The 4,842-nt window shown below is 52.2% G+C and carries 2 tRNA genes and 3 rRNA genes; all 5 read left to right on the forward strand.

Annotated features, from left to right (window positions below):
* Positions 1-1,074, forward strand: a 16S ribosomal RNA gene (locus tag C513_RS0112205); the annotation flags it as partial.
* An 83-nt stretch (positions 1,075-1,157) separates the two neighbouring features.
* Positions 1,158-1,234, forward strand: a tRNA-Ile gene (locus C513_RS0112210).
* A gap of 32 nt (positions 1,235-1,266) precedes the next feature.
* A tRNA-Ala gene (locus tag C513_RS0112215) sits at positions 1,267-1,342 on the forward strand.
* 353 nt (positions 1,343-1,695) lie between these two features.
* A 23S ribosomal RNA gene (locus C513_RS0112220) occupies positions 1,696-4,570 on the forward strand.
* 115 nt (positions 4,571-4,685) lie between these two features.
* Positions 4,686-4,798, forward strand: a 5S ribosomal RNA gene (gene rrf / locus C513_RS0112225).
* Positions 4,799-4,842 lie beyond the last annotated feature (44 nt).

The raw sequence follows: 4,842 nt of genomic DNA on the forward strand, positions 1-4,842 counted from the left end.
TAATACCTGGGGAAGATGACGGTACTGTAAGAATAAGCACCGGCTAACTACGTGCCAGCAGCCGCGGTAATACGTAGGGTGCAAGCGTTAATCGGAATTACTGGGCGTAAAGCGTGCGCAGGCGGTTTTGTAAGACAGAGGTGAAATCCCCGGGCTCAACCTGGGAACTGCCTTTGTGACTGCAAGGCTGGAGTGCGGCAGAGGGGGATGGAATTCCGCGTGTAGCAGTGAAATGCGTAGATATGCGGAGGAACACCGATGGCGAAGGCAATCCCCTGGGCCTGCACTGACGCTCATGCACGAAAGCGTGGGGAGCAAACAGGATTAGATACCCTGGTAGTCCACGCCCTAAACGATGTCAACTGGTTGTTGGGAATTTGCTTTCTCAGTAACGAAGCTAACGCGTGAAGTTGACCGCCTGGGGAGTACGGCCGCAAGGTTGAAACTCAAAGGAATTGACGGGGACCCGCACAAGCGGTGGATGATGTGGTTTAATTCGATGCAACGCGAAAAACCTTACCCACCTTTGACATGGCAGGAAGTTTCCAGAGATGGATTCGTGCCCGAAAGGGAACCTGCACACAGGTGCTGCATGGCTGTCGTCAGCTCGTGTCGTGAGATGTTGGGTTAAGTCCCGCAACGAGCGCAACCCTTGCCATTAGTTGCTACGAAAGGGCACTCTAATGGGACTGCCGGTGACAAACCGGAGGAAGGTGGGGATGACGTCAAGTCCTCATGGCCCTTATAGGTGGGGCTACACACGTCATACAATGGCCGGTACAAAGGGTAGCCAACCCGCGAGGGGGAGCCAATCCCATAAAGCCGGTCGTAGTCCGGATCGCAGTCTGCAACTCGACTGCGTGAAGTCGGAATCGCTAGTAATCGTGGATCAGAATGTCACGGTGAATACGTTCCCGGGTCTTGTACACACCGCCCGTCACACCATGGGAGCGGGTTCTGCCAGAAGTGGTTAGCCTAACCGTAAGGAGGGCGATCACCACGGCAGGGTTCGCGACTGGGGTGAAGTCGTAACAAGGTAGCCGTATCGGAAGGTGCGGCTGGATCACCTCCTTTCTGGAATACGCGACGAGAGTCGTGAACGCCCACACTTATCGGTTGTTGGAGATGGGACCGTCTACGGAAGGTAAGTGCTTTCTGGGTCTGTAGCTCAGTTGGTTAGAGCACCGTCTTGATAAGGCGGGGGTCGTTGGTTCGAATCCAACCAGACCCACCATATCCGATACAGTGGCCGCGAGAAGGTTACGTGGGGGATTAGCTCAGCTGGGAGAGCACCTGCTTTGCAAGCAGGGGGTCGTCGGTTCGATCCCGTCATCCTCCACCATAGTCAGCGGTGGTAGTTGTGTAGTTTGATTCAACACCAAAGTATCCTGGAGACAGGGTGCTTTGTTGTTGATGCCCCTGGAGGGCATTGACTAGGCTGTTCATTAACAATTCATAGAGTCGAAATCAGCGTTGTCAGGGGAAATGCACGAGAGTGCAACCGTGCCCTTGATGACGAAATTTTGATTGCGTCAAAACGAATATGAACTTTGTTCAATTCGAGTAATGACGAATCGTTCTCAAGATAGAGATATCTGAAGAATCATTCACATTACGGCATAACGCGTCAGGTGAGAGACCTGACAGCAGTCCTTGATAGGCTTTGGAGTCTTGCGAAAGACGTCAAAGTTATAGGGTCAAGTGACTAAGAGCATGTGGTGGATGCCTTGGCGATGATAGGCGAAGAAAGACGTGATAGCCTGCGATAAGCCTGGGGGAGCTGGCAAATAAGCATTGATCCCGGGATTTCTGAATGGGGAAACCCACCCGCAAGGGTATCCGTATCTGAATACATAGGATGCGGAGGCGAACCGAGTGAACTGAAACATCTAAGTAGCTCGAGGAAAAGACATCAACCGAGATTGCGAAAGTAGTGGCGAGCGAAATCGCAGGAGCCTGGCAAAGATAGCATGATTGTTAGCAAAACGGTTTGGAAAGGCCGGCCATAGCAGGTGATAGCCCTGTATGCGAAAACATTCATGTGGTACTAAGTTGCGAACAAGTAGGGCGGGACACGTGAAATCCTGTCTGAACATGGGGGGACCATCCTCCAAGGCTAAATACTCATCATCGACCGATAGTGAACTAGTACCGTGAGGGAAAGGCGAAAAGAACCCCGGGAGGGGAGTGAAATAGATCCTGAAACCGCATGCTTACAAAAAGTAGGAGCTCGCAAGAGTGACTGCGTACCTTTTGTATAATGGGTCAGCGACTTGCATTCAGTGGCGAGGTTAACCGGATAGGGGAGCCGAAGAGAAATCGAGTCCGAATAGGGCGAACAGTCGCTGGGTGCAGACCCGAAACCAAGTGATCTATCCATGGCCAGGATGAAGGTGCCGTAACAGGTACTGGAGGTCCGAACCGACTAATGTTGCAAAATTAGCGGATGAGCTGTGGATAGGGGTGAAAGGCTAAACAAACTTGGAGATAGCTGGTTCTCTCCGAAAACTATTTAGGTAGTGCCTCAAGTATTACCTGCGGGGGTAGAGCACTGTTTTGGCTAGGGGGTCATGGCGACTTACCAAACCAAGGCAAACTCCGAATACCGCAGAGTACAGCTTGGGAGACAGAGCACCGGGTGCTAACGTCCGGACTCAAGAGGGAAACAACCCAGACCGCCAGCTAAGGTCCCTAAAATTGGCTAAGTGGGAAACGAAGTGGGAAGGCTAAGACAGTCAGGATGTTGGCTTAGAAGCAGCCATCATTTAAAGAAAGCGTAATAGCTCACTGATCGAGTCGTCCTGCGCGGAAGATGTAACGGGGCTCAAGCCAGTTACCGAAGCTGCGGATGCACAGAATACTGTGCGTGGTAGGAGAGCGTTCTGTAAGCCTGTGAAGGTGCGTTGAGAAGCGTGCTGGAGGTATCAGAAGTGCGAATGCTGACATGAGTAGCGTTAAAGCGGGTGAAAAGCCCGCTCGCCGTAAGCGCAAGGTTTCCTACGCAACGTTCATCGGCGTAGGGTGAGTCGGCCCCTAAGGCGAGGCAGAGATGCGTAGCTGATGGGAAACAGGTCAATATTCCTGTACCGATTGCAAGTGCGATGTGGGGACGAATCTTAATAGGTGATCCGGGTGTTGGAAGTCCCGGTTTAGACAGAAGTAGGCGAGCAGTAGGCAAATCCGCTGCTCATGTACCGAGGCTGTCGATCGAGCGAACAAGTTCGCGAAGTCACTGAACGGGGTTCCAGGAAAAGCCACTAAGCTTCAGCTTGCAACGACCGTACCGCAAACCGACACTGGTGCGCGAGATGAGTATTCTAAGGCGCTTGAGAGAACTCTGGAGAAGGAACTCGGCAAATTGACACCGTAACTTCGGGAGAAGGTGTGCCCTAGTAGTGTGATGAGAACATCTGAGCATGAAAGGGTTGCAAAAAATTGGTGGCTGCGACTGTTTATTAAAAACACAGCACTCTGCAAACACGAAAGTGGACGTATAGGGTGTGACGCCTGCCCGGTGCTGGAAGATTAATTGATGGGGTGCAAGCTCTTGATCGAAGTCCCAGTAAACGGCGGCCGTAACTATAACGGTCCTAAGGTAGCGAAATTCCTTGTCGGGTAAGTTCCGACCTGCACGAATGGCGTAACGATGGCCACACTGTCTCCTCCAGAGACTCAGCGAAGTTGAAATGTTTGTGATGATGCAATCTCCCCGCGGAAAGACGGAAAGACCCCATGAACCTTTACTGTAGCTTTGTATTGGACTTTGAACGGATCTGTGTAGGATAGGTGGGAGGCTTTGAAGGCAGGATGCTAGTTCTGCTGGAGCCGACGTTGAAATACCACCCTGGTGCGTTTGAGGTTCTAACCTGGGTCCCTGAATCGGGACTGGGGACAGTGCATGGTAGGCAGTTTGACTGGGGCGGTCTCCTCCCAAAGTGTAACGGAGGAGTTCGAAGGTACGCTAGTTACGGTCGGACATCGTGACGATAGTGCAATGGCATAAGCGTGCTTAACTGCGAGACTGACAAGTCGAGCAGATGCGAAAGCAGGACATAGTGATCCGGTGGTTCTGTATGGAAGGGCCATCGCTCAACGGATAAAAGGTACTCTGGGGATAACAGGCTGATACCGCCCAAGAGTTCATATCGACGGCGGTGTTTGGCACCTCGATGTCGGCTCATCTCATCCTGGGGCTGTAGTCGGTCCCAAGGGTATGGCTGTTCGCCATTTAAAGAGGTACGTGAGCTGGGTTTAAAACGTCGTGAGACAGTTTGGTCCCTATCTTCCGTGGGCGCTGCAGATTTGAGGAAGCCTGCTCCTAGTACGAGAGGACCGGAGTGGACACACCTCTGGTGTACCTGTTGTCACGCCAGTGGCATCGCAGGGTAGCTAAGTGTGGAAGAGATAACCGCTGAAAGCATCTAAGCGGGAAACTCGTTTCAAGATGAGATCTGCCGGGGGCTTGACCCCCCTGAAGAGTCGTTCTAGACCAGGACGTTGATAGGCTGGATGTGGAAGTGCAGCAATGCATTAAGCTGACCAGTACTAATTGCTCGTGCGGCTTGACCCTATAACTTTGATCGAAGCGATCAAGGATGTTATGCCAGGCGCAATCAAGATGAAGAAGCTGATGAAGACTCTATGAATTCGCCCTGCTGCGCAAGCAGCAGGGCAACCCGTTAAAGCCTGATGACCATAGCGAGTTGGAACCACTCCTTCCCATCCCGAACAGGACAGTGAAACGACTCTGCGCCGATGATAGTGCGGATTCCCGTGTGAAAGTAGGTCATCGTCAGGCTACTTGCAGCAAGAAAAGCGCTCCCTCTCTGGGAGCGCTTTTTT

It is taken from the genome of Allobrachymonas chironomi DSM 19884 (genome assembly GCF_000374625.1).
GTDB lineage: Bacteria > Pseudomonadota > Gammaproteobacteria > Burkholderiales > Burkholderiaceae_C > Brachymonas > Brachymonas chironomi.